Annotated in this window: 19 protein-coding genes; 2 read left to right on the forward strand and 17 right to left on the reverse strand. The window is 37.3% G+C overall.

The window, feature by feature from the left end:
• Positions 1-5: 5 nt before the first annotated feature.
• The 6 genes from F7731_RS20540 to F7731_RS20565 all read right to left on the reverse strand — a co-directional run bounded on the left by F7731_RS20540 (position 6) and on the right by F7731_RS20565 (position 5,221).
• A complete protein-coding gene (locus tag F7731_RS20540) occupies positions 6-584 on the reverse strand; it encodes a branched-chain amino acid aminotransferase (protein ID WP_151536670.1) in 579 nt (192 codons plus the stop codon).
• A 119-nt stretch (positions 585-703) separates the two neighbouring features.
• A complete protein-coding gene (locus tag F7731_RS20545) occupies positions 704-1,213 on the reverse strand; it encodes a DUF3189 family protein (RefSeq protein ID WP_151536671.1) in 510 nt (169 codons plus the stop codon).
• Between the two features lie 68 nt (positions 1,214-1,281).
• Entirely contained in the window at positions 1,282-2,397 is a 1,116-nt protein-coding gene (locus tag F7731_RS20550) for a Ger(x)C family spore germination protein (RefSeq protein ID WP_151536672.1), read from the reverse strand.
• On the reverse strand, positions 2,381-3,481 hold the full coding sequence (locus tag F7731_RS20555) for a GerAB/ArcD/ProY family transporter (protein WP_151536673.1): 1,101 nt from the start codon (positions 3,479-3,481) through the stop codon (positions 2,381-2,383). Before F7731_RS20555 ends, F7731_RS20550 begins: the two co-directional genes overlap by 17 nt.
• Entirely contained in the window at positions 3,471-4,922 is a 1,452-nt protein-coding gene (locus F7731_RS20560) for a spore germination protein (RefSeq protein WP_151536674.1), read from the reverse strand. The genes F7731_RS20555 and F7731_RS20560 overlap by 11 nt, the downstream gene beginning before the upstream one ends.
• A 26-nt stretch (positions 4,923-4,948) precedes the next feature.
• Positions 4,949-5,221, reverse strand: a complete 273-nt coding sequence (locus tag F7731_RS20565) for a hypothetical protein (protein ID WP_151536675.1) — start codon at positions 5,219-5,221, stop codon at positions 4,949-4,951.
• Between the two features lie 103 nt (positions 5,222-5,324).
• On the opposite strand from F7731_RS20565, the gene F7731_RS20570 reads away from it, so the two are divergent.
• Complete coding sequence (locus F7731_RS20570; RefSeq protein ID WP_246197351.1) at positions 5,325-5,780, forward strand: hypothetical protein; 456 nt, start codon at positions 5,325-5,327, stop codon at positions 5,778-5,780.
• Positions 5,781-5,960: 180 nt separating this feature from the next.
• Here the strand turns inward: F7731_RS20570 and F7731_RS20575 are convergent, their stop codons facing one another.
• The 10 genes from F7731_RS20575 to F7731_RS20620 all read right to left on the reverse strand — a co-directional run bounded on the left by F7731_RS20575 (position 5,961) and on the right by F7731_RS20620 (position 17,828).
• Positions 5,961-6,437: a (2Fe-2S)-binding protein gene (locus F7731_RS20575; protein ID WP_151536677.1), complete on the reverse strand. Its 477-nt coding sequence runs from the start codon at positions 6,435-6,437 to the stop codon at positions 5,961-5,963.
• Complete coding sequence (locus F7731_RS20580) at positions 6,438-7,271, reverse strand: FAD binding domain-containing protein (RefSeq protein ID WP_151536678.1); 834 nt, start codon at positions 7,269-7,271, stop codon at positions 6,438-6,440.
• Positions 7,258-9,591, reverse strand: coding sequence for a xanthine dehydrogenase family protein molybdopterin-binding subunit (locus tag F7731_RS20585; RefSeq protein ID WP_151536679.1), 2,334 nt, complete (start codon positions 9,589-9,591; stop codon positions 7,258-7,260). The genes F7731_RS20580 and F7731_RS20585 overlap by 14 nt, the downstream gene beginning before the upstream one ends.
• A gap of 151 nt (positions 9,592-9,742) precedes the next feature.
• Positions 9,743-10,453 carry an ABC transporter ATP-binding protein gene (locus tag F7731_RS20590; protein ID WP_151536680.1) on the reverse strand — a complete coding sequence of 237 codons (711 nt, stop codon included), beginning with the start codon at positions 10,451-10,453 and terminating at the stop codon, positions 9,743-9,745.
• Entirely contained in the window at positions 10,446-11,219 is a 774-nt protein-coding gene (locus F7731_RS20595) for an ABC transporter ATP-binding protein (RefSeq protein ID WP_151536681.1), read from the reverse strand. Before F7731_RS20595 ends, F7731_RS20590 begins: the two co-directional genes overlap by 8 nt.
• A complete protein-coding gene (locus F7731_RS20600) occupies positions 11,191-12,171 on the reverse strand; it encodes a branched-chain amino acid ABC transporter permease (RefSeq protein WP_151536682.1) in 981 nt (326 codons plus the stop codon). Before F7731_RS20600 ends, F7731_RS20595 begins: the two co-directional genes overlap by 29 nt.
• A 4-nt stretch (positions 12,172-12,175) precedes the next feature.
• The gene (locus F7731_RS20605) at positions 12,176-13,060 is read right to left on the reverse strand and encodes a branched-chain amino acid ABC transporter permease (RefSeq protein WP_151536683.1); all 885 of its coding nucleotides are present in this window, start codon (positions 13,058-13,060) and stop codon (positions 12,176-12,178) included.
• 23 nt (positions 13,061-13,083) lie between these two features.
• A complete protein-coding gene (locus F7731_RS20610; RefSeq protein ID WP_151536684.1) occupies positions 13,084-14,244 on the reverse strand; it encodes an ABC transporter substrate-binding protein in 1,161 nt (386 codons plus the stop codon).
• 178 nt (positions 14,245-14,422) lie between these two features.
• The gene (locus tag F7731_RS20615) at positions 14,423-15,064 is read right to left on the reverse strand and encodes a spore coat protein (protein ID WP_151536685.1); all 642 of its coding nucleotides are present in this window, start codon (positions 15,062-15,064) and stop codon (positions 14,423-14,425) included.
• A 217-nt stretch (positions 15,065-15,281) separates the two neighbouring features.
• Positions 15,282-17,828: a DEAD/DEAH box helicase gene (locus F7731_RS20620; protein WP_246197359.1), complete on the reverse strand. Its 2,547-nt coding sequence runs from the start codon at positions 17,826-17,828 to the stop codon at positions 15,282-15,284.
• Positions 17,829-18,015: 187 nt separating this feature from the next.
• Between F7731_RS20620 and F7731_RS20625 the strand changes: the two genes are divergently transcribed.
• On the forward strand, positions 18,016-18,546 hold the full coding sequence (locus F7731_RS20625) for a YceI family protein (protein WP_151536734.1): 531 nt from the start codon (positions 18,016-18,018) through the stop codon (positions 18,544-18,546).
• A gap of 38 nt (positions 18,547-18,584) precedes the next feature.
• On the opposite strand, the gene dacB is transcribed toward F7731_RS20625, so the two are convergent.
• Entirely contained in the window at positions 18,585-20,069 is a 1,485-nt protein-coding gene (gene dacB, locus F7731_RS20630; protein ID WP_151536687.1) for a D-alanyl-D-alanine carboxypeptidase/D-alanyl-D-alanine endopeptidase, read from the reverse strand.
• Positions 20,070-20,261: the final 192 nt, after the last annotated feature.

Consider the following 20,261-nt stretch of genomic DNA (forward strand, 5'->3'; position numbering starts at 1 on the left):
CAGCATTATTTATTCTCTTCTACTGTCTCCACGAGCTTAAATAAATACAGATAAATCAGCTTGCACGCTTCACCTATCGTCATTTCCTCTGTAAATCCCTTTACACCATTTAGGGCAAAATTGAAATCCCATAATCCGTCAGTCTGTGAAAATAATAAACTAAATTTCCCTTCCTCGTTTAATGTACTTTTTAAATAATCCTTTATTGATTTTTCATGCTTCTTTTGCAGCTTTAAACCTAGCATCGCTTCATAGGTGCCAAATACATCATCTATTTCTAGGCAAATAGAGTCTGCCCCTACAACGGAAAAACGCTCAGATTCTATGTAGAGAAATTCACTTATATGGTTTTTTAAATAGCTAACCGGCTGATCTAAAAAATTTTCCGCTTCCTCTGCAATAAGCTCCTCTGTTTCTTTATGACTGCGTTCGACATAAGCACCGCTGAATAGTGATGAATCATTTTTTTCGATTACCATATCATCAATAATTTGGACTTTCTTTGCAAAATCAATTTCTTCTTTTAATAATTCTACATTGGGTTTTTTTTTTGATATAAAAGCTTGTAAATTTTTGCTTAACATGATTATTATGCTCTCCTTTAGTTGCTTACTTATGTAGCAATAGCTTCGTGGATTATTTTCTTTTTTATTTTACTTGAATAGTAAATAAAAAAACAGACATTCAACATTAGTCTGTTTTTTTACGCTTGAAAGTTTTTATTTTCAATAACCGTTACCTTTGAGTGCGCACTGCTTCCAATCTGTTTTGTATTCTCTACAAGCTTATGTATATTTAGGCAGGATTTTTTTGCTCCAGCGACTAATAAAGGAACACCGATAAAGTCGATTTTTAACCCTCTTGAAAAAAATCCCCCCATTGTCATCGCAAATGGAACTGTTGGGGATGTGTTTGAAAAAATGATTTTTTCATCTAATTGAAAACGGTCCTCTAGCACTTCGTAAAAGTTTTTTAAACTTGGAATAATTAGCTTAGACGATCTTCTGCCTAAAGTATAAACAGAATGACCATCCTCGTCTTTTCCATGAAAAATAAATTTGCCAGCGTCCGATTTTTCCAGCTTATTAAAATACGGGACGTTTAAAATTTCTTCTTTTGTAAGCACACGATTTTCGGGAAGCTTTCGTAAATGATAGGCCGCAGCAATAGAAGTAGTATGAGTGCCACCGAAATCATTATATACATAGATCATTGGAATCATCCTTTTTCCATCGTGCTGTTATTATTTCCATACTTCATTTACATCATTCATTTTCTTCATTAATTGGTAATTCCCTTTTGAGTAATATCCACTTTTACATCAGTCTTAAAAGTGATGGTCGGGTAAACTTTTCGCCAGTCAAGATCCTTCCATACGTGTGGATGGAGAGCAATCATCCGTCTGCCGATGCCCAAAGCGTCACAATTAGCTTCTTGAAGTTGCACCGTTATATTTTGTGCCTTTTCTGTCATTTTTTTTGAGAGTAATTTATTTAGTTTATCAATCTCTTTTTGCGAATCCAATTTGTTTTTCGGATATTCAACTACTTTTGTTTTTAAGACAAGATTAATATTTACGATCACACTTTGAGGCTTCTTCGCTTGGACGGTTAATTTTCTTTTTAAATCTGTCACTTCAAAGGTAATAAAATCTTTCACACTTCCTGAATCATCGATCTTCTTCGTAAATCTTGCTATTTTAGAAAGATGTCCTGCTAAAAGGTAATACATAGTTGTATCCTGTTTATTTAACACCATTCCTGAGTATACATTGTTATTAAATAGGGCGAGGCCTACCACTTTTGCCGTTTTATGATTAACACGGTGGATCATAGGAATAGCAATATCCCTACCTGGATCAAGAATAATTGTTCCTACTGTTTGTATATCGAAATCGTTTGCCATTGTCAAATCCTCGGCACTAGTTAATAAATCGGAAATATATTCCCCTACAGAAACATTCACTTCACTGCCTAGTTTTATCACTTCCTTCGCTTGATCATTGACAACTGCAAGTTTCGCATTTAAAGCACTTTTGGGATCTCTGTAAAATACGTCTAAAGTAGGGTAAAACTCTTTCTTTGCTAGCTTTTCTCCAATTAGCAACACTTGTATTTTGGAAGCATTAATTTTTTTCGCTACTTCTAAGTCAATTTTATCACGGGATCCTCGCGGGGTACTGTCAACTTCTGTAAATGTATCTGTATGAATCTTTTGTTCTCCAGTCCCTTCGGATCCTTGTAAAGATCGAATAGAAACAGTAGTTGAAACTTGACCAGAATCTTCTAAATCAAATGCGATACTATTGATCAAGCTGGCATCTTTTAATAAATTCTGATCCCAACAGCCAGATAAAAATAGAACGGACAGGATAATTACACTATTGATTTTGTGCATGATGCTTCCCCTTTCTGCTTAATAAAACAAATGGCAAAAGGACGAATGGAATAAGAATAATGAAATACCCCGCATAGGAAGCATATTTACTCAATTGCTGCATCGACTGCTCAGTGTCTGAAGGCATTTGTGCCATGATAAAAATGATCGCGACCATGATGAGTGTATATTTAGACGTCTTTTTACCTTTCACAATATTTTGCAGACAATTCGCTCCCCAATAGACATAAGAGACTAATGAGGTAAAAACGAAAACAATCCATATCGATAAAAAGAGAAGATCGGTTCTTTCGATAATATTAAAGGAAAAAGATTTAATTAAATAAAGCAATGGTTCAGGTATTAACAGGAGGTCGGCTGGACTGAAAAACAAGTAGCAGGCAATCGTTGCCAATACATAAAAAAACGTCACTACTCCATTTGCTGCGCTAATTAATTTGATTTTTAAATTTAATGCTCCAGATGTCATTGCGGTTAAAAACATGATGATTTCAAAACCAAGAAGAGCAATGATTGCCTCTTTCGTACCAATTAAAATATCTTTCCAGTCCGTGCTTGCAACGGGCAAAATATAATAAATATTGGCATATTTAAGTGAATAAATGATTAACCCAAGAAAGATAAATAAGAATAGAGTAACGATGACATAAAACCTGGCAATGACACGGATATCTTCCTTCGCCAAAAAATAGCAACAAATAATTAATAATAGAGAGATAATCCAGTTCGGTGTTTCAGGCAATACCCATCGATCAAGTATTCTTGTATATAAGTAAAGAATCAATACACCGATGAGAATGGAATAAAGTAATATAACGATTTCAAACATTCGACTTATCATCTTACCAAATAGCAGTTCGACAATTTCCTTCATTTTTTTATTTGGGTGTTTTTTCATAATAAAATAACTAGTTATTATATAAATTTGCACAACGATCCAGCCAAAAAGTAGAGAGATCCAGCCATCTATTTTTGCAGCATTCGCCATTGTATTCGGTAAAGATAATACACCGACACCGATTTGGGTTTGTATAATCATGAAAAATAGCTGGGCTGGAGATATTTTTTTTGTTTTATCTTTCATTTTTATCCCAGCCTCTAACCCAATTTAATTTCTTTTGTCTTTTTGCCTTTGTATCTTGAGGTCTTTCCCTCATAATCCATATAGGGAGTCGAACGATAGAGTCTTTTAATCCATTCAGTCTCAATGGAGCAACAGGATAAAAGTATGGAACACCAAATGATTCCTGCTTGCAAAGTTTTATTAGTATTAAGATGAAACCGAACACGAGTCCGAAAAAACCAAATGAGGCAGAAGCAATCATTAAGGGAAACCTCAATAATCTTACCGCAGCACTTAATTCATTGGACGGGACGACAAAGGATGAAATAGCGGTAATAGCGACGACGACAATCATCATATTTGAGACGATTCCCGCTTTTACGACAGCATCACCGATGACTAAACCGCCTACGATACCAATTGTTTGGCTAATTGGAGTAGGCAGCCGTATTCCAGCCTCCCGAATTAATTCAATCGTTAATTCCATAATAAAAGCCTCAATGATTGGCGGGTAAGGGATATCTTGAACAGAATTTTGCATTGGAATGATTAATTCATTAGGCAATACTTCAAAGTGAAAAGAAACAACACTTATGTAAATCGCCGGGAATGTAATCGCAATCACAAAGCTAATCATTCTTAATACACGTATAAATGTCGCTGTTGTCCACCTGCTGTTATAATCATCTGGTGATTGATAAAAAGTGAAAAAATTAACAGGCATAATCAATGCAGCAGGGCTTCCTTCTGTCATGATCGTTATTCGGCCATCCATAATGTTATCTCCGACACGATCGGGTCTTTCTGTATATAAAATTTGCGGAAAAACAGTGAACGGGTCATCCTCAATAAATTCTTCAATAAATCCTGGGCTAATGATCATGTCTGTTTCGATATTTATATAGGAAAGCCTTCTTTTCACTTCTGTTAAAATCTCTGGATTAACAAGATCATCCCGATAAATGATCGCTGAAAGCGTTTTTGTTTTTGATCCTAGTTCTAATAAATGAACGATTAAATGACTATCATTAATAATTGATCTGATTAATTGAATATTGGTTGATAAACTTTCGACAAATCCTGCATGTGAGCCGCGTACAATTAATTCCGATTTCGGCTCTTCAATTGCTCGTTGAACAGGATCGGCCATTTTAATAAGAAAAATTTCATCTCTATCTTCAAAAAACAATCCAAAAAGCCCGCTTAAAAGCCCTTTTACGGCATCTTCTAAATCATCCGTCTCATGAGTTTTTATATTGTGTATATAGTCGTGAAAAAGCGCATCCTCTAATTTGATTAAAGTAGGAATGATATATTCCGTTATTCTTTCTACTGAAACTAAACTTGAAACATATAAAATCTGAACCGTAAAATCCCTAATAATTAATGTTTTATGTGTAAAATCATTTGATTTCGAAAACGTTTCTTTAATTTGTTCCAAAAGACTGTTAGATTTTCCCATTCATATCCCCTGCCAAACTCATGAATTTACCTTTTTCTAAAAGCGAGTAAAGAGGTTTTTAATGAGGCATAGGTGCCAATTGCAGCATAGCCGTATAAATAACCCATAAATATGCCAGCAAATAGATGGTATCTATGACTAATAAAGATGGAAATTCCGTAGCCAAGGAAGATCGCAACAAGAGGTACGAACTTCTTTGGGATTTTAAAAACAACTTTGATGACCTGTGTAATAATCATGATTGCGGGGATTGCTATGACCGCATCCCAGAAATTTGTATGAATTGTAGGAAAATCCATCGATCCCACCACCTTAAAACATAATTTCTCCTTTTATTTCCTATTTATGCAATTCAAATTCATTAACACATTAGTTTCGTTTGAATACACTGCTCTTAAGGGTGTGGGCACATTGCAAAGTAAATTGGAACTACAACAAGATCTTCAACTCATTGCTTTACTTCAAAGGGATTTGAACTTAGTTACTGCTTTTTTATTGTTAACAGGACAAATTTCAATTGTAGGTATATTTATAAACCCCGGGGATTTTAACCTTTCATTAAGTGGTCCAATTTTTGGAAGAGCCCGATTGGAAAGTAAATTTAGCAACGAGCCATTTATTAACACTGTTATTGATATCATTGATGTAATTATCGCAGTTCTATTAATTATTGATGAAATTCAGGTTATCGGTGCGTTCATCGGCCCGAGGAGATTCTCGATCGTTGTCAGTGGACCAATTTTTGGATCACGTAGGCATGTACCGACACTTCCATGTTTAAAACGAGAATATAAATTTTATAAAAAAATTGTCACGAAATATTTTGCTGTGGATCCAACAGTCTTTAGAAACATATAAAGGAATGATGAGGATGTTCTTAACTGATTTACCTGCCATTCGACTTAGCGAGGGTGGCAGATTTATTCTCGCTCTTTCAATCGTTATTTTCATTTTCTTTTTTACACAGGAGAAAGCATCAGATGTAATATAAGAAAAAGGCATGGCTATGAACAATCTTCCATAGCTATGCCTTTTCAATTATTCATTATTATGTTGGATTACAGATGTAATCGCATGTTCAATTTCCTCATAGCATGTGCATCTGCATATATTGGAAGAGAGCCATTCTTTAATCATTTCTTTCGATGGATTTGGATGATTAGATACTAACGCCTGACAATTCATAATAAAGCCTGGGGTACAATAGCCGCATTGAAAGGCAAAATGTTCGACAAATGCCTGCTGGATAGGCGTATTTTTCAAGCCTTCAATCGTGGTAATTTTCTTTCCTGCTGCTTCGACGGCTAATATGATACATGATTTAAATGGAAGTCCATCAATCAGTATGGTACATGCACCACAATCACCGTTAAGGCAGCCAGGCTTAGCACCAGTCAACCCTAATTGCTGGCGAAGAACACTTAATAGTGTACTTATAGGTCTTACTTCTGTATGATAGATTTCATTATTAATATTAAGTGTAATATTCAATTTATTTACTGGTGAGGCATCCATTTATCTCCCCTCCAATTCTATTAAAATATCTAATAATGTATTTTTTAAAACATATAATCGATATTCTTTCGAGCCTTCAATATCATTTAATATTGGATTTGGAAGATATTTAATAGCCTGATTGATTCTTTCTTCAAAAGGCATCTGCCGATTGTTTAACTCCCTTTCTACATCTAATGAGCGAAATGGAAACGGACAAAGGCCACTCAAGGCAATTCTGATTTGATCATCCGCTTTCATTGCCGCGAACGTTATTAATGGATATCCTGTCTCCCATTGCTGTCTTTTTTTGATTGCGATATGAGGCATTTCTAAAAACCTTTTCTCCGTAATGAATTGCACGAGTAACTGTCCTTCAAAAAGGTTTAATGTTTGATTAAAGACCGTTTGTATCGGGTAACTTTTTACTCCGTCATGCCCAGCTACTACTACAAAGCTATCTACCAGAAGGAATGGTAGTACGGCTTCCCGGTAAAAAATTTGTCCGCAAATGTTCCCACCTAAAGTAATTTTATTTCGAGCGGTGTGATCCGCTATACCGCTCGATGTTTTGCTTAATAGAGGGAAAGCATTTTTCTCTTCTAGAAAGGTTAATGGTAATGCAGCTCCGATTATTAAAAAATTTTCATCTTCTTCTAATGACATACATTCAGGAATACTTTTAATATCAATAATGGCTCCTGTATGAATCAGGTTTAATCTGTGAAATGTAATAATTTCGGTGCCGCCGGAATAATACATTGGCTGTTTATTTTCGTTCTTTAATTTATAAAATAATTCAATTGCTTCTTGCAAGCTCTTAGGACGATAATATTCCGTATCAGTTCCTACCACCGGCGGGCCCCCCTTCCTTTATTCGCCAAAGTAATTCTGGTATGATGGGCAAATAGTTGACAGGGGCACCAAGTGCCGCTGAGAGACTATTACCCAATGCAGCAGGCATGCCAATTAAGCCATGCTCGCCAACCCCCCTTGCTCCAAATGGTGCATCTATTTGCGGAGTTTCTACAAAATCGACAATGTACTCGGGATGCTCCCCGTAACGGATAGGTCGATACGTCCTAAATTGATGATTTAGCACTCTTCCAAATGAATCAAATACAAAGGTCTCTCTCCCGGCAAAAGACAGCCCAATACTCATCGCACCCTTTACCTGTCCTAACGCTGTCTCTCGGTTTAAAACTTTACCAATATCGATGACAGATACTGCCTTAAGTATTTTATAAGTATAATGTTTCGTATCAATTTCAACTTCAACACCTTGCGCTCCAACGGTCCATTCAGGACCAGGCTTGCCTGCAGTTGTTTCTTTATCCAAATCTGATATATGCCTTAAAGTATAAGTGCCGCGGCCAATTATTTGTCCTCCGATTGCGTTGCCATTTAGGAATTTATAGCCATATGCAATTTCCTTTATAGGGATTTTTATACTTGGATCATCACGTAAATAAACATGCCCATAACCAACTTCTAAATCTTCTTCGGGAGCCCGCAAAAGAAAGACGGCACGCCTCTTCAATTGACGAATGGCATCATTAGCTGCTACTAACAGTGCCCTCCCAGCCATAAATGTCCCTCTGCTTCCTACTGTTTTCCAATGATCTGGCGTACTTTGTGTATTCACATTCATTTGTACATGAATGTCTTTCATCTCCATTTTCATTTTTTCTGCTAGCATTTGAGCTAAAATGGTTTTAGTCCCTGTACCAATTTCGACAACTCCGCTCATTAAATTGATAGTACCATCATGATTAAAGGTTAGAATCACACCGGAGCTTGCATCAGTATCAATCGTTGAGGTTTTCCAAATACAGCTAATACCCTTTGCTCGTAAAATATTGTTACCAGAATCAATAATTTGACCTTCATCCCAATGAATCAATTGTTTTAGTTTTGAAATACATTTTGGCAGATTTCCGACATTGCTGGAATTTAAGAGTACTTGTGTTGGGGTTGTGTCGCCTGGCAAAATGGCATTTTTATTACGAAGTTCAAGTGGATCCATTTTTAGTTTATTTGCCAACATATCCATCGTTCTTTCAAATGCAAATAGAACTTCGGAATGACCGAATCCCCTGAATGGTGAGGCATAAGGATGATTGGTATACATGCATAATGAATCGCACCAAATATGATGAATATTGTAGGGGCCAGTACAGTCTACCGCTCCAGCTCGGCTAAGGTCTGCTGATTTGTCAGCATATGCCCCGCCATCAAATAAATATAGAATTTCAGCCGCTTTTAGAATCCCATCATCTGTACAGCCAAGCTTCACAGTTGCATCAAGACCGATATGGCATGGTGATGTAAGGATATCCTCTTCCCTGCTATTCAGAATTTTCACTAACCTGCCGCCTACTGCCTTTGAAGCAATATAGCTTAAAATTTCTAGCTGGATGGAAGCTTTCCCACCGAATGCTCCGCCTACTAAAGGGGTATTGACGATGATTTTTCCATTTGGTATTCCGAAATATTCCCCTATCATTCTTTTAATCATAAAAGGGGCTTGGGATGAGGACGTAATTTCAATATCACCATTGGCATGTATTTGGGCATAGGAACATCTTGTCTCCATCGCTACATGATCTGAAGGGCGGAAAGAAAATTTCCCTTCAACAGTTACTGTGCTTTCTGCCCATCCTTGTGAAATATCTCCTTTACGGACTTTTGTTCGATTTGCTATATTTGTTCCCGGTTCTGGATAGGCAATTGGAATTTTTTCATACTTTCCTAGGTTTTCATGAAGGATAGGCGCAGCTGGATCAAGTGCCTCTGTTGGAGAATTTACAACCGGAATCGGCTCATAATGTACCTTTAAGGCAGCTGCTCCTCGTTTAGCTAGAAAAGGGGATTCTGCAACTATAATTGCTACAACTTCTCCATGATATCTGACTCGATCAACTGCTATTGGCGGCCTATCTCGGATTTCCTCACCTGTAAGCGGTAAACCCCCACCTAAAATGACTGCTCGAACACCTGGAATTCTTTTGGCATCAGAATCCTCAATACTTTTGATCATTGCATGGCCCAATGGGCTAGTTACTAATGCAGCGTGGAGCATATCATTCGTTTCGAAATCATTTGTATACTTTGCCTTTCCGGTCACTTTCTCATAGGATTCCTTTCGGTAATAACCTTGACCTATAATCTCCATGTTGGATTCAACCCTTTCAAGATACGGAAAAGTTGCGCTTATCATATAGCCAGTATTAAATTTATGAAATGATTTAAGAAAAGATGTTAAAAGGGGGTGTCCTTTTGGACAAATAAAAGACCCCGATTCATATCGGGGTCAAAATAAATGATTAACTTGTTTTCTTACCGAGGTATGCTTCAACAACCCGAGGATCTTCTAATAGATCAGAGGCTTTGCCGCTTATAATAATTTTGCCGGTTTCCATTACATAGCCGTAATCAGCAATTTTTAATGCCTGTTTCGCATTTTGCTCAACAAGAAGAACAGTTGTTCCATCATTCTTGATTTCTTTAATAATCTTAAAAATATCTGCGACGATTAACGGAGCAAGTCCCATTGATGGTTCGTCTAGTAAAAGGAGTTTTGGGCGTGAAAGCAATGCTCTAGCAATCGCAAGCATCTGCTGTTGCCCACCGGAAAGAGTTCCACCGAGCTGATCTTTTCTCTCGCGTAATATCGGAAAATGATTCATCACATTTTCGATATCCTTGCCGATTTCATTATCTTTCCTTTGATATGCACCCATTTCAAGGTTTTCTATAACGCTCATACTTCCAAGAATCGCTCTTCCCTCGGGAACGAGTGAAATCCCTTTTTTTAACAGCTGATCAGGTCTTAAGCCTGTCACATCTTCACCTAAAAACTCTATCTTTCCAGATTGCGGTTTCAATAGACCGGCAATTGTTTTCATAGTCGTAGTTTTTCCGGCACCATTGGCCCCGAGAAGAGTAACAATCTTTCCCTGTTCGACATTAAGATTAATTCCTTTTAATGCCTGAATTTTACCGTAAAAGGTTTCGATATTTTTAATTTTAAGCACTTTCTTCATCCTCCTCCGATCCGAGGTAGGCTTCGATAACCGCTTGGTTATTTTGAATTTCTAATGGAGTTCCTTCAGCGAGCTTTTTACCAAAATTTAATACCATAATTCGATCACAAAGCTTCATTACAAGTGGCATATCATGCTCAATAATAAGAATAGTGATACCCCTTGCTTGAATTTTTTTAATTAAATCAAACAAGCTGGCCGTTTCTGTTTCATTCATTCCCGCCGCGGGCTCATCAAGCAGCAATAGCTTTGGGTTGCTCGCTAGCGCTCTAGCAATCTCAAGTCTTCTTTGCTGGCCATAGGCTAAATTTTCTGCTGCTGTCTTGATTTCGTCCGATAAACCAACGAGTTCAAGCAATTCTTTCGCTGTTTCCCGCAGTCTGCCTTCCTCATTACGCTGTGCTTTCGTTCGAATCACACTGCTAAATACTCCTGACTTAATTCGGCAATGCCCACCTACCATGACATTTTCAAGCGAAGTCATTTGCGGGAAAAGTCGGATGTTTTGGAAGGTCCGACATATCCCTTTTTCAGTAATTAAATGAGGCTTTACTCCAGTAACGGTCTCATCAGCAAAGGTGATTTCCCCAGATGTTGGGGAAAAAAGATTAGTAATCATATTAAACATAGTTGTTTTTCCGGCTCCATTTGGGCCAATTAAACCAAAAATCTCTCCTTCTCCTACACTGAAGGTTACATTCGTTAATGCTGAAATACCCCCAAAATTTTTAGAGATGTTTTTGATTTCTAGAACCATGTTCAACCCCCCTTTTTGGCAGTTTTAGCTTTTGAAACCAATTTATTAACTGAATATCAATAATTCCTTGCGGACGAAAAGCCATCATTAATATTAAGATAAGTCCGTAAATCATGTAACGATATTCACTAATAAATCTAAGCATTTCTGGCATTAAGGTCATAAAGGTTGCGCCAAATATAGCTCCAACAATGACTTCACTACCACCAAATACAGCAAAAATAAGAATTTCTACTGCACGATGATATGAAAAGTCTGCTGGACTTATATAAGCCATCACATGGGCAAATAATGCACCTGCAAAGCCAGAGATAACCGCCCCTTGAAAAAATGCCAGCACTTTATAATAAGTAATATTAATTCCCATTGACTCTGCCGCTTTTTCATCCATTTTAATCGAAGCAAATGCTCGTCCGATTCGTGAATGGTTTTGTCTAATAATAAACCAAACGATTAGAATGCAAATAAGCAGCAAAATAACAAAAACAATTAAAAATACAAACTGATTAGCTTTAAGTCCAATGACAGCTGGATCAAAACCGACATCCTTTAACAGTCTAAATATTTCTCTACCCATTTGTGGGATGCCCGAGATTCCAACCGCTCCCTTTGTAACTGATTCCCAGTTAACAAAAAATACGCGGATTACCTCTCCAAAACCAAGCGTTGCGATGGCTAAATAAACTCCTGAAAGCCGAAGTGACGGAATTCCTACGATTAGACCGAATATCCCGGCAACAAATGCTCCGGCAATAATTCCAATAATAATTGGAACGTCAAAATTGATGGTCAATAATGCAGAGGTGTATGCACCAATTCCCATGAAGCCCGCATTACCGAGGGAAAGCTGTCCAGAGGATAGGGTCACATATATGCTTAGCCCGAGAATAATATTAATTAATATAAATGAACCGACTTGTAAGTAATAAGGATTGATAATTTCTCCAAGCATATTGTCACCTACCCGCTGCTGTTGTCTTCTGGCCGAATAAACCTTGTGGCCTTAATAGTAAAATTACGATGATTGTAATAAATGCGATGGCGTCGCGATAGCCGGAATCACCATATGCGACAATCAGAGTTTCCGATAGTCCGAGGATTAATCCGCCAGCCATGGCACCCTTCACATTACCCATTCCGCCTAAAATAATAATCGCAAGACCTTTTAGTCCCATTGATAATCCCATTTGCGGGTTGACAGAGTTAAAGGCCATTCCAACTAGAATCCCTGCAATTCCGCCCATAGCAGAAGCGATAACAACCGTTAAAATAATAATTCTTTTTGTGTTTACACCAAGAATACTTGCTGTTTCAATATTTTCCGCTGTTGCTCTCAGAGCTTTTCCAGCTTTTGTTTTTAAAAGCCAATATGAGAGCACCATCATCAAAATAACTGAAATGACAAAAATTAAGATTTGAACAAGATAGATTGTTATCGATCCGATTTGAAAATTAATTTCCGCAAATGCATTTTTGAAAGGATGATTCCCAGCTCCGAAAAGGTGATGGGAAAGATTTTCAAGCAAAATGGATGCGCCAATCGTACTAATTAAGGGAGCAAGGTGTGAAACACCTTGCTTTCCCCTTAATGGACGTAGAGCAAACCGCTCGAGCATATATCCTAAAATAACCGTGACAATAATTGCTGCTAGGAATGCCACCCACAGCGGCAAGCCTAATGTACTTGTTACGATTACTCCGATAAAAGCACCAAACATAAAGATTTCGCCGTGCGCCATATTGATAATTCCTAGTACACCGAAGACTAGTGTAAATCCCAAGGCGACGATGGCATAGATGCTTCCTAGTGTAATTCCGTTAATAAGCTGCTCTAATAGCAAAAATCTCACCCACTAATCCAATTTTATTCAAATATTTCGAATTTCCCTCCCTCAATAACAAGAACAGTTGGATCCATTACTACGTCTCCATCTTTGTCAAATGAGAACTTACCAAGAATTCCTTCAAGGTCTTTTATTTCAAGAAGGGCATCTTTTACTTTATCGCGATCTGCTTCACCTGCGTTTTTAAGTGCTTCTGCATAAAGATAAAGAGCATCATATGCTTGAGCGGCAAATTGGTCAGGCTTCTTTTTATATTCAGATTCATACTTTGAATTAAATTCTTGAACTTTCGGATCTTCTTTTTCTCCAAACCATGGTGTGGCAACGATTAATCCATTAGCTGCATCGCCTGCAATCTCAATAACCTGCGGTGAGTTAAAGCCATTTCCGCCAACGAATGGTACGTTAATGCCCAATTTTCGCGCTTGGTCCATGATGACAGCACCTTCATTATAAAGAGCTGATGCTAAGATTAAGTCAGGATTTTGACCTTTGATTTTTGTTAATTGTGCGTTATAGTCAGCTTGTCCTTTTTGGAATGTTTCAATTGTCGTAATTTCAAGACCCATATCTTCAGCCACTTTTTTCATCGTATCGAAGCCGGATTTTGTAAATACGTCATCGTTTCCGTAAAGAATCGCAACTTTTTTAACATCGTATTTATCAACTGCTTTTTTAACAGCAGCAGGAATTGCTAGAGCTTCAGGAATGGAGTTTCTAAATACATACTCGCCAATTTGCGGAATTCCTTCTGCAGTTGTTGATGTACCCATAATTGGAATCCCATTTAAATCAGCCTCTGGGCCTACAACATTCATTTCTGTACTTAAAGTTGGTCCTAAAAGTGCAACGATGCTGTCATCACTCATCAACTTTTGTGCAGCTGATAATGCTTGCTCCTGTTTACCTGCTGAGTCTTCTATCACAAGATCGATATGTACTTCGCCTTTTTCATTAATTTCCTTTTGTGCTAAATTAAATCCGTTTGTAATGGCCTCGCCATATGCTGCACCAGGACCAGTCATATAGGAGATTACGCCTATTTTTGCGTTAATTACATCTCCCTCTTTAGGAGTATTGCTTTCTCCTGTTGTTTCTGAGCTTTTACCGCTACATGCTGTTAATAATGCTAGCATGAATACAGTAATGGCTAGAAATGGTTTTTTTAATAATTTACTCATTTCTTACTTCCCCCTATAATCTGAATAATTAAAACATATATACTATTAAATACCACTTCCTAAACATTGTAAATAGATTTTTTGAATTGTTTGAAAATGAAAGCGGTTTTATTTTGAAATAATAATTTTTGTAACAAAAAAGGTGATTCTATTTATCAGAATCACCTTTGAATTAATATTAATGTGTTGTATTATTATTCGGCATTGTATTCATTTGTGCTGGAGCATAAGCGTTTAATAGCTGCTGCATATCTTGTTGAGCTAGCTGTGGCACTTGATAGTACTGATGTTTGTTTTGGTAAATGGACAGCTCATACGCCATTTCTATGCAATTTGGTATAGAATCTGCAAGGACACGGCGAACAACCGGATTCGTTACTTCACATGCAGCCATTGATTTCGACCCTGCCATCGTTTTATGGGCACCAAGTAATAATCCTGAAATACATTCGTCTGATAATTCAGAAGCCGCAGTTAATGGCTTTTTCGGCTGGGATGGCTTCATCCCATAAACAAAATCATTTCCTTGAGTCATATTATAAGTTTGTGTGGGTACTGCTGGGTCTTTTCCTGTTTTAAAGCAATCAACGGTTGTATTGTATTCTTGCGTAATAAATTGATGTTGGCGATCAAGAATGTTCATTAACTCCTGATCCTTTACATGAGGACGTAATAACGTATATTGGTTTAAAACCCCAATTGTGCCTGATAATACTTCGTGAACATCAAAAACCTCGTGTCCCCCATGATTCATTTGCTGATTAACCATTCCGGTATGCATATTTGGATGCATTTGACCTTGATGCTGTTGATTTTGCATTCATATTCCTCCCTTAATCAAATTCAAAGTTATTTTGCATCCGAAAATATTAATTATTCCATTTTAGCTAAGGTTATTTTTTCTAGTAAGTGGAAATGCTTACTTTAACATTTAGTTTGATCAATAATGCGTTCATGGAGTTTAGGAGGGACATTTTTTTAAGATAAAAAAAGCTATCCAGTAAGTCAGGAGAAACTTATGGATAGCCCCATTCCAATTATATAAAATAATTTCTGCGATATTTTCTTTCATGGCACTGGTCGCAAATTTGAAACTGGTGCTCCCATGGGAGATTTCTTCCACATCTGCGGCATTTTTTGGCCATGTTTTTCACATCCGTTCTTAAGCGATCATGGACTTTGTCACTAATTTGCTCACGAAGCCGTTCCCAATAAATTGCCTCTGTCCTTTGATCAAGTCGGTATAAAAACAAAAGATGTAGACCGATTGCCTTATATGTCAATTCTAAATCTTCTAAATTGCGGTTCTTCATGCGAGGTTCGGGTAAATCCTCCCCTTCCACAATCGCAAACATCGTTTGCTCCCATTGCCCAATTAACTCCGGTTCTTTTTTAGAAAATGGCAAGTGAAGAAAGCCATACAAGTCCATAATGCCAATTTTTGCTTCAATTTTCGTTCCGCGGATTTTTTCATAAAGCTCTTTTTCTTCTAGTAAAGAAGCCTTCTTTGTCCCCTTTGGGCTTTCGAACTTCTCCCATAAGTCGAAAAATGTGCCGAGATCCCGATAATATTTCTGAAAGCGCTCGAAAACGACATTTGTTGGTGCAACGGAAAAGGTTTGTATAGGTTCATCCTCACTAATTAGCAGGTCCCACATCTTTTTAATATTCGAGACAAATGCGACTTTTCCAGTATTGTAAATGCCTTTTCTACCTGCTCTGCCAGCTATTTGCTTCACTTCTTGGGATGTTAATAAACGCCTTCTTTGCCCGTCAAACTTCTCATTTTCGAGGAATACGACTCGCCTGATAGGAAGATTTAGCCCCATTCCAATAGCATCGGTGGAAACGATCATCGCTGTTTCTCCATTATTAAACCGCTGAACTTGTTTTTTTCGTGTTTCAGGTGGCATACTGCCATAAATCATGCTCACTTTATGTCCTGCGTTTTCAAGTCTCGAGGCTGTTTCAAGCACTTTTTTTCGGGAAAAACAAATGAGAGCATCACCTTTATCAACACGGTTAAATTTAAACTCTCGCTTTTCAACTTCTAATGGGACGTCCCGGTGATACTCAATCATTTCGACATTTGCTTCGCCAAGCAACTCCAGGAGAATATCCTTTACATTACGGCTGCCAATAATATGCACTTCATTCGCATTTGCCTTCGTAATGGCTTTGTACCAGGAAAAGCCACGGTCCTTATCGGTAATCATTTGTGCTTCATCAATGACAATGCAGTCGAAGCTCTCCTTTTCATGAAACATTTCAACCGTACACGATATATGTGTTGCCCCAGCGACAACTCTTTCTTCTTCTCCTGTCTTTAAAGAGCAGAGAGTTCCCTCTTCATTAAGTTTATCAAACACTTCAAGGGCAAGGAGACGTAAAGGGGCCAAATATAAACCACTTGAAGAAGCCTTCATTTTTTCTAATGCACGGTGTGTTTTCCCTGTATTGGTCTCACCAATATGCAAAGTGAAATGTATGTTCTGATTAACGGATGGCTCATATTCCTGCCCAAAAATTTCAGTGATTAACCGCTTCTCCTCTTCCTTTTTCCTCTTTAATTCTGCAAGCTCTTCTTCTCTTTTTCTTTTTCGATCCTCGAGATCATTTTCATATATTTCAGCATGTTTTTCTAAAGAGAATGGTTTCTCGGCAACGTTTAATAAATCGGACAGATATTCGTCTCTTAGTTGTTCTAAATACAAAATGGCTAAATCTTCGCTCGTATCGGAAAGGATTTCTTGCATAATCGATTGTGCAAAGGATTGTGAAATTGTGATTTCACTCACACTCGCTATTATTTTATTTCCCAGTTCAAGAAGAAACTTATCAAGAAATTCAGCCAGCTGACCAATATAGCGATCAAAGTAAGTTTCGTACTCAAAATAGCGTCGTCCGCTATGAAAAGTCCTATGAATATCCCCTGTTAACTCATCAAAAAATTCTGCTGCAAGTTTGAAGGTATTTGCTTGAAACTTTCCTAATGATTGTAGCTGTCTCTCGAGAGCAAAAGTATCTTTCTGCAAATATTTTGTACCGATTTTTATATCTTTGCTTATTTGAGAACCGATAAAATGTCTTGCATATAAAAAAATAGCTTTCTCGTTTTTTTCGATCATTTCATCGATATGATCAATCAATTTTTCCTGGAATTTATGAATAGAAGCTTGTAATTGCATTTCCTCCTGTTTTTGTAAAAAATCAGCCCTTGCTTCTGTATACTTATGTTCCCAGTCAAATTCACCTGAATTCCACTTTTTATGTATCCAATCAAGAGCATCGAATGGTTTATATGAGCGCATTTCCGTGCGGAATAATTGATTTATTAGCTTTCTATCAACATTTTCCGTTTCAAACCCTTTTTCCTGTAAAAATTTCTTCTTTTCATGTCTAGATATACTATTTGTTGATTTGTTTAACCATATATTTAACCATAGCTGATGAATATAGTTCGTTCGATCGGCTAAATAATCCTCAAAGGCAGGTAACTTCTCCTGACTTCCAAGATAATTGTTTATATCATCTAAAATTTTATTCTTCGTATTTTCTATCGCATTCCGATAAGTTAATTCCATTTGCTTCACACTAAGGGCCCTCCTTTTTGGCTATGTAAAGAAGATGTTTATATTGTAACACTAATTGGAAAAATCATTTTAAAATTCAGTTGACAAAGCGATACATCATTCATATAATTTATTTAGAATCAATTTATCTCGAATTCGAGTTAAATAAATTCAAACAAATGGGGGATGTAAAATGACAATGACAAAAACGAAATGGGCACTTGATCAAGTACACAGCAGCGTTGATTTTTCCATCAAGCATATGATGATTGCCAATGTGAAAGGAACTTTCAATCAATTTGACGCAGTGATTGAAGCTGATCCAGCAGACTTAACGACTGCGAATATTCAATTTACAGTTGACCTTTCAAGTATTGATACACGTAATGCTGATCGTGACAACCATCTTCGTTCAGCAGACTTTTTTGATGTGGAAAATCATCCATCAATGACCTTCCAATCGTCGAATATTGTAAGTAAGGGCGACGGAGAATATGATGTAACAGGAGAATTATCTATCCATGGAGTGACGAAAACAGAAACGTTTGCAGTGACTTTTGAAGGATCAGGTAAGGATCCATGGGGCAATGAAAAGGTTGGCTTCACTGTAGAAGGATCTATCAAACGCAGTGAATATGGTTTAACTTGGAACTCCGCTCTTGAAACTGGCGGTGTCCTTGTTGGGGATAAAGTAAAAATTTCTTTAGATGTTCAAGCAGCTAAAGCATAAATATTGAAAAGGCGGCACCAATCGGAGCCGCCTTTTATTTATTGTTCCGCTAAAAAAACTGCGATTTTATCTTCAATTACTTTCCCTTTCGAACCATTTATTAAATTATTTAACACGACGGAAAAAATTAGTCTATCCCCACTCTTCGTATCAACATACCCTGATAAGGAGCTCACAGTAGAAATGGAGCCTGTTTTCGCAATGACTTTGTTTTGTGCGGTTGAATTGATCATTCGATTTCGCAAAGTTCCCCCGACCATTCGATCTGTTGCTCCGGCTACTGGCAAGGATGTCAAATAGTTTTGATACCATTCCTTGCCTTGAACCACATATAAGAGTTTGGAAATTTCATTTGCTGGAATTAAATTGACATGAGAAATGCCGGAGCCATCCCGTAAAACGAGTGTATTAGTATTAATGCCTAATTTAATTAATTCCTCTTTTACTACTTCAAGCCCTTTATCCCAGCTGCCTTCCCCTTTGACTACTTTCCCCATTTCTTTTACTAATGTTTCTGCATGGCCGTTATTACTTAATTTCATAAAAGGAATTAGCATTTCTGATAATGGCATCGATTGATGAACATCTAATACTTGCGCTTTTTTAGGTGTAGCGGCAGACTTTAAATCTCCTTTTATTTTAATGCCTTGCTCGAGTAAAGAATGCTTCAATAAATCAAGTGCATAGCCCGATGGTTCCCAAACAGCCATCCATTCCCGCGCTCTCGTAGCTTCTAATGGAATGGTGCCTTCAATAATAATATTATTCGTGCCATGCTGTCGCTCAATGGTAATATCCTTCTTCCCGTCTTTTGCGACAGTTTTCGCTTTATTGATAATTTTGACATAATCTGTTTTTGGCTCTAACGTGACGGCTGGTTCTTGTCCGGCATTTTTACCTGGGTTTACATCGACAATGACCGTACCAGCATCATAGTCTTCGTTTGGAGAAGCTGTTAGCGCAGAAACTTGTGCTCCATAATAATAAGTTTCATCATTCCAAGTTAAGTCCATCGAATAGCGGACGTCATCATACCACGTATCATCAGCAATTAAATTACCGTGAATGTTATTGATTCCTAAATCTTTGATCACTTTTGCGAAATGATCGAAATCAGTCTTTAAAAGAGTTGGATCACCTTTCCCTTTTAAATAAAGATTTCCTTGCAATGTTTTCCCATTCACGGAACCATCAGTAAGAAGTTCGGTTGTGAATGTATAGTCTTCCCCTAATGTTGACAGTGCAGCTGCAGCGGTAAATAGTTTCATATTAGAGGCGGGTTTTAACCGAATATCTCCAATATGATCATATAGCAGCTCTCCTGTCTCTGCTGATCGTACACTTACACCAGCAAGTGCCCCTTGTAAATCTGGATCATTATTAAGGAGCTGATTTAATTGTTGAACGAGTGCTCCTCCTTCTTCAGTTGCCTGAACAGTCGGTCCTCCTGTATGTAAATGCGGAACGAAGGCAAGCATGAAGATTAAGAAAAGACTAAGACTTAATTTCAGTGGTTTTTTCAATGATCTCAACACCTTTCTGCCAATTATGCTTAATACAATTCTTCTTTGAAAGGTGAATCCCTCTATTTCCAGTATGAGGAAAAAGTAGTGATTTTTATTTCCAATCTTATTCTATTCGGCTCAATAGATTAGTATGAAATTCAAAAGAATTTCAATGAATTTAAATAAAATTGAATTCTCCTAAAAGAATAA

This window comes from Cytobacillus depressus, assembly GCF_008923245.1.
GTDB classification, from domain to species: Bacteria; Bacillota; Bacilli; order Bacillales; family Cytobacillaceae; genus Cytobacillus; species Cytobacillus depressus.

Bases quoted from the DNA above. Each gene is read 5' to 3' on its own strand.
- F7731_RS20595 (WP_151536681.1), bottom strand. From the start codon at position 11,219: ATGGTTCTAGAAATCAAAAACATCTCTAAAAATTTTGGGGGTATTTCA.
- F7731_RS20600 (WP_151536682.1), bottom strand. From the start codon at position 12,171: ATGCTTGGAGAAATTATCAATCCTTATTACTTACAAGTCGGTTCATTT.
- F7731_RS20575 (WP_151536677.1), bottom strand. From the start codon at position 6,437: ATGGATGCCTCACCAGTAAATAAATTGAATATTACACTTAATATTAAT.
- F7731_RS20550 (WP_151536672.1), bottom strand. From the start codon at position 2,397: ATGCACAAAATCAATAGTGTAATTATCCTGTCCGTTCTATTTTTATCT.
- F7731_RS20555 (WP_151536673.1), bottom strand. From the start codon at position 3,481: ATGAAAGATAAAACAAAAAAAATATCTCCAGCCCAGCTATTTTTCATG.
- F7731_RS20565 (WP_151536675.1), bottom strand. From the start codon at position 5,221: ATGGATTTTCCTACAATTCATACAAATTTCTGGGATGCGGTCATAGCA.
- F7731_RS20545 (WP_151536671.1), bottom strand. From the start codon at position 1,213: ATGATCTATGTATATAATGATTTCGGTGGCACTCATACTACTTCTATT.
- F7731_RS20615 (WP_151536685.1), bottom strand. From the start codon at position 15,064: ATGCAAAATCAACAGCATCAAGGTCAAATGCATCCAAATATGCATACC.
- F7731_RS20610 (WP_151536684.1), bottom strand. From the start codon at position 14,244: ATGAGTAAATTATTAAAAAAACCATTTCTAGCCATTACTGTATTCATG.
- F7731_RS20585 (WP_151536679.1), bottom strand. From the start codon at position 9,591: ATGGAGATTATAGGTCAAGGTTATTACCGAAAGGAATCCTATGAGAAA.
- F7731_RS20560 (WP_151536674.1), bottom strand. From the start codon at position 4,922: ATGGGAAAATCTAACAGTCTTTTGGAACAAATTAAAGAAACGTTTTCG.
- F7731_RS20620 (WP_246197359.1), bottom strand. From the start codon at position 17,828: ATGGAATTAACTTATCGGAATGCGATAGAAAATACGAAGAATAAAATT.
- F7731_RS20540 (WP_151536670.1), bottom strand. From the start codon at position 584: ATGTTAAGCAAAAATTTACAAGCTTTTATATCAAAAAAAAAACCCAAT.
- F7731_RS20625 (WP_151536734.1), top strand. From the start codon at position 18,016: ATGACAAAAACGAAATGGGCACTTGATCAAGTACACAGCAGCGTTGAT.